The organism is Streptomyces hirsutus, from assembly GCF_001418415.1.
In the GTDB taxonomy this organism is placed as follows: domain Bacteria; phylum Actinomycetota; class Actinomycetes; order Streptomycetales; family Streptomycetaceae; genus Streptomyces; species Streptomyces hirsutus.
Window position 1 is genome coordinate 1 of record NZ_LIQT01000713.1, and the last position, 5,368, is coordinate 5,368.

At 71.9% G+C, this 5,368-nt stretch carries 4 protein-coding genes and 1 pseudogene; all 5 read right to left on the reverse strand.

Translation table 11 applies throughout. From position 1 onward, the window contains the following. Positions 1-585: pseudogene (locus AOK11_RS37765) on the reverse strand (hypothetical protein); the annotation flags it as partial. Further along, the gene (locus AOK11_RS37770) at positions 582-1,475 is read right to left on the reverse strand and encodes an FAD binding domain-containing protein (RefSeq protein WP_055598131.1); all 894 of its coding nucleotides are present in this window, start codon (positions 1,473-1,475) and stop codon (positions 582-584) included. The pseudogene AOK11_RS37765 and the gene AOK11_RS37770, both read right to left, overlap by 4 nt. Before the next feature lie 377 nt (positions 1,476-1,852). Continuing rightward, positions 1,853-3,559 (reverse strand): beta-N-acetylhexosaminidase, encoded by a 1,707-nt coding sequence (locus tag AOK11_RS37775; protein ID WP_055598133.1) that lies wholly within the window; start codon positions 3,557-3,559, stop codon positions 1,853-1,855. A gap of 76 nt (positions 3,560-3,635) precedes the next feature. Beyond that, positions 3,636-4,481, reverse strand: a complete 846-nt coding sequence (locus tag AOK11_RS37780) for a carbohydrate ABC transporter permease (RefSeq protein WP_055598134.1) — start codon at positions 4,479-4,481, stop codon at positions 3,636-3,638. A 29-nt stretch (positions 4,482-4,510) separates the two neighbouring features. After that, the coding region (locus tag AOK11_RS37785; protein WP_055598132.1) for a carbohydrate ABC transporter permease at positions 4,511-5,368 on the reverse strand (858 nt) is incomplete at its 5' end.

Genomic DNA, 5,368 nt, shown 5'->3' on the forward strand with positions numbered 1-5,368 from the left:
GGTGGGGGGCGGGGTGACCGGCGGGACGGCTCCCCACTGCTCGGCCAGCGCGGAGGTGGTGAACTCACCGGACTCGTCCGGGAGGTCGCCGCCCGCGACGGGGATCGACCACTGGCCGGTCACGTCGGAACCCGGTGCCGGGTCGCCCGCGCCGGGCGTGTCCTCGAAGTGCCACTGCCCGGAGGCCCCGGGGTCGTACGTGAACCGGTCCTGGCCGCCGTGCTGCTGCGCCGCGCGCGCCCCGGGGTCCTCCCCCGGCCGGCCCGCCTGCGGGTCGTGCCACTGGGCGCCGTCGACGGGGGCGCCCGGCGCTCCGGTGCCCGGCGCCGCCCAGCTGCCGGTGGCCGCGGGGTCGGTGCCCGCCGTGGAGGCGGGGGTGACCGTGATGGGCGGCGGCACATAGCCGTGGCCGGGCGCGGCCAGCGGGCTCTCCATCGAGTCCAGCAGGGCGTCGATGCCCCCCTCGGGGAGCTTCACGAAGGCCGTGGCGCCGTCGTCGTAGTCCCCCTGGGGCAGCGGGTCCCAGCGGCTGCCGCCGTTGCGGGACGTGCCGGACGTGCCCTCTCCGTGCTGGTCGTCGGTCACGACAGCGCCCTCCCCAGTGCTCGTCGGGCCAGTGCGGCGACGGTGCGCCGCAGGTGCAGTACCGCGGGCGGCAGCGACGGGACGGAGCCGTCCTCGTCGGGGGCCGGATCGGGGATGCAGGCCGCGGCGACGTACTCCCCGAACGCTTCCAGCGCCTCCGGCACGAGCGCGCGGTTGTTGTCCCAGTCGATGAGCTGGGCGACCCACTGCTCGGCATCCAGGGGCCGCAGCGCCATCGGCGCTATGGCGCCCACCGCGCAGCGGACACCGCGCCGGCCGGGGTCGAGCACCAGGGCGACGGAGGCGACCGCGCGGCCGGGGCCGGTGCGGCCGGTGGCCTTCAGGAAGACCTGCGGGGCGTGCAGCAGCGGCACGCGCACGTAGCCGATGAGTTCACCGGCCCGCAGCATGTCCATCCCGGCCAGCAGGTGCGACACCGGGATCTCCCGGCGGGCTCCGCCCTGGCCCGCGATGATCAGCGTCGCCTCGAGCGCGGCCAGCACGGGCAGCGAGTCGCCGGTCGGGGCGGCGGAGGCGATGTTGCCGCCCAGGGTGCCCGCGTTGCGGATGTGCGGCGGTCCGGCGGCACGCGCGGAGGCGGCGAGCGCCGGGATGAGGGCGGCGAAGTCGGGGCGGCCCATACGGGCGTGGGTGAGGCCGGCGCCGAGCAGCGCGTGGCCGTCCTGGTACTGCCAGCCGCGGATCTCGCTGATCCTGCCGAGGCCGACCAGCGCCGTCGGTCTGAGCTGCCCGGAGTTGACGGAGGCCATCAGATCGGTGCCGCCCGCGACGGGCACGGCGGCGGGCATGGCGGTCAGCGCCGCCACCGCCTCGTCCAGCGTCGTGGGCAGCGTCACGGCCTGCGCCGCCTGCGGTGCGTGCGTGCTCAAAACCGGCTGCCCCTTCCCGCGGCCCCACCTGGTCCCACCTGTTGCAGCCGTACGGTACGACCTGACAGGGCGGACGTGGCAACTCTGGCACATCTTCGCGAGCGCCGAAGACAGGGGTCCGCTAGGAGGCGTTCACCCACCTCACAGACCACTTGACCCGTTTTCGCACCTCATCGCCCGTGTGATCGAATGGGCACCGTTCGGTGATTCCTGCGACTTTTTCGTGCGAGCCGTTCGATGAGGGGACGAACTTCCGTGCGTGGCCGGTTCCGGAGGCGGCACGCGCCACCGGTCCGGCACGCGCCACCGGTTCGGGGGGGGAGCCACCGGTCCGGAGGGTGTCACCGGTGCGGAGGGGGCGCCATCGGCGCGGAGAGTTACCGCTGCGGGGGTGCGCCGTCGATGGGGCGGCCCAGCACGCCGGGGCGCCGCTGCCAGGGCAGCGGTCCGGCGGGCGGGCGGTAGGCGACGCCGAGGGCGTCGAGTCGCCGGTAGTGGGCGGCCATCCGGCGTTCGAAGCCCGCGAAGTCCCGTTCGGCGGGGGCGGGCAGCGCGCTCCAGGCGACCTCGGCGAGGGCGGCGAGCCGGGGAAAGACCTGGTAGTCCACCCTCGCCTGGTTCTCCGTCACCTCGGACCAGGCGTTGGCCTGGGTGCCGAGCACCCGCCCGGCGTCCTCGGGTGTCAGCTCCGCCGGCACGGGCTCGAACCGGTAGACGTCCTCCAGGGTGCGCACGTACCCGATCGGCACCGGCTCCTCGGGGCCCGCGTCCTGCCGGTGGTCCAGGTACACGTGCTGCTCGGGGCACATGACCACGTCGTGCCCCGCGCGGGCGGCGGCGACCCCGCCGGCGTAGCCGCGCCAGGAGGACACGGCGACGCCCGGGGCCAGGCCCCCCTGGAGGATCTCGTCCCAGCCGATCAGCCGGCGGCCCCGCTCGGCGAGCCAGCCGGCGAAGTGCCCGATGAACCAGGGCTGGAGGGCGTCCTCGTCGGCCAGTCCCAGATCGGCGATCCGTTTCTGCGCGACGTCCGAGGCGCGCCACTGGTCCTTCGGGCATTCGTCGCCGCCGATGTGGACGAACGACGAAAACGACGGGGACGGCGAAGACGGCGAAGACGGCGAAGACGAAGCAAACGCGGAGGGCCCCGTGGCGTCGGCGGGGAACAGTTCCAGGACTTCCTCGAGCACCCCTTCGTAGAAGCGCAGGGTGGTGTCGGTGGGGGCGAGTACGTTCGGATTGATCCCCCAGGTGTCCCAGACGGTCAGCGAGGAGGTGTCGACGACATCGGTGTTGCCGAGTTCCGGATACGCGGCGATGGCGGCCTGCGAGTGGCCGGGCACGTCGATTTCGGGGACGACGGCGATATGCCGTTCGGCCGCGTAGGCGACGATCTCCCGGATGTCGTCCTGCGTGTAGTGGCCGCCGTGCGGTGTGTCGTTCCACAGGGGCGAGGCGCGGTGGCCGAGTTTCGTCCGGGCGCGCCAGGAGCCGGTCTCCGTCAGCCGCGGGTACCGCTCGATCTCGATGCGCCAGCCCTGGTCGTCCGTCAGGTGGAAGTGCAGCACATTGAGTTTGTGCGCGGCCATCAGATCGAGATAGCGCAGCACGCCTTCCTTGGGCATGAAGTGCCGTGCCACGTCGAGCATCAGTCCGCGCCACCGGAAGCGGGGCTCGTCCTCGACGATCCGGTGCGGGACGGTGCGGGTGGCGCCGGGGCGTACGGGCGCTTTGCGGAATGCGTCGGGGCCGAGCAGCTGGCGCAGTGTCTGGGCGCCCCAGAACACCCCGGCCGGGCCGCCTCCGGCGATCTCCACGCCCCGGCCGGGCAGCACGGCGAGCCGGTACGCCTCGGGGGCCAGGGTGTCGTCGAGGCGCAGCCGCAGGCCGTCGCGGGTGTCCTCGGTGCCGGGGGGAAACCGCAGGCCGAGGGCGGGTCCGAGGGTGGAGCGCAGCCAGCGTTCGGTGGTCCCGGTGCCGGGCCCCGCCCACAGGGGGGTGTCCGGGGTCAGCGGGAATCCGCCGGGCGCCGCCTCTTCGACGGTGCGCGGCGCGGGAACGAGTGCCGGTTCCACCGGTGACATCACGTCGGTCCCGCCGTTTTCCTCGGCCACTTCGGCCACTTCGTTCGCGTCGTTCACGTCGTTCACGTCGGTCACATCAGTCCTTTACCGCGCCGCCCAGTCCGGAGACCAGGCGTCGCTGCACGAGTACGAAGAAGACCAGCACCGGAATCGTCATCACCGTGGAGGCCGCCATCACGCCGCCCCAGTCGGGATCGTCCGGCTTGTAGAAGACCAGCAGGGCCATCGGCAGCGTCGACTGCGAGATGTCGCTGATGATGAAGGACTTCGCGAACAGGAAGTCGTTCCAGGTGGAGATGAAGGAAAACACACTGGTGGCCACCAGCCCCGGCAGAACGAGCGGAAAAAGGATCTGCCACAGGAACCGCGCACGGCTCGCGCCGTCGATGTAGGCGGCCTCCTCCAGCGCCTCGGGAACGGCTTTCACGAACCCCCGCAGCATCCAGATCGCGAACGGCAGCGAGAACGCGATGTGCGGCAGGATCAGCGACCACAGCGTGTTCAACTGGCCCGCGTCCCGCATGAGGAAGAACAGCGGGATCGTCAACGCCTCCACGGGCACCATCTGAGCCACCAGAAACATGATCAGCAGAGTGGTCCGCATACGGAACCGGAATCGCGTCACGGCGGTCGCCGCGAGAAAGGCGATCAGCGCGGAGGCGAGCACCACGGCGACCGCGACGACCACGCTGTTGAGGAAGTACCGGCCGAATTCCCCTTGCCCGAACACCCGTCGGAAGGAATCCAGGGTGGGGGTCAGGGTCCACGGCCGCGGCCGGTCCGATTCGATCTCGCCGGCCGGTTTGAAGGCGCTCAGCACCATCCAGTACAGCGGGAAGGCCACCACCGCCGCGACCGCCAGCGCGGTCGCCTCGGCGGCGAGCCGCCACGGACGCCGTACGAACCTGCGCACGGGATGCACCGGGCGCACTCCGTCCCGGCTCACGAGCGTCACAGTTCCTCCCCCTGGCGGCGCAGCAGCCGCAGGTACACCAGCGTGACGGCGAGCAGGATCAGCAGCATCACCACGCCGATCGCGGCGCCGAGGCTGTACTGCGAGGACGCGAACGCCTTCTGGTACGCGTAGACGTTGAGGACCAGGTTCTGGCCGGCGATGCCGCCCCCGCCCGTCATGACGTAGATCTGGGTGAAGACCTTGAAGTCCCAGATCACCGACTGGATGGTGACGACGACCAGGATCGGCCGGAGCATCGGGGCGAGGACCGAGCGCCAGACGCGCCACTGCGAGGCGCCGTCCAGGGCGGCGGCCTCCAGCACCTCGGCGGGCACGGCCCGGATGCCGGCGTAGACGGTGACCATCACGAACGGGAAGGAGCACCAGACGACTTCGAGCAGGACGAGGAGGAAGGCGCTGTACCTCCCGTACGTCCAGGAATGGTCGCCCAGGCCCAGTATCCGGTTCACCGGGCCGAAGTCGGCGTCGAAGAGGAGCAGCCACACCGTGGAGCCGGTGACGGCCGGGGTCGCCCAGGCGCCGAGCGCGGCCAGCATCAGCGCGAGCCGGGGAACGGCGCGCACCCGGGTGAGCAGCACGGCGAGTGCGCAGCCCACGGCCAGGGTGGAGACCACACAGGCCGCCGCGAACAGGACGGTGGTGAGCAGCACCTGCCAGAACTGCTCGTCGGCGAGGAGTTCGGTGTAGTTGCCCAGGCCCCGGAAGGTGGTCGGTTCGCCGCCGCTGACCTGTGCCTGGGTGTAGTGGAAGAGCGAGATCAGGCCGAGTTGGTAGACGGGGTAGGCGAGCAGCCCGCCGAGGACGACGAGGGCGGGGGCGAGATAGAGCCAGGG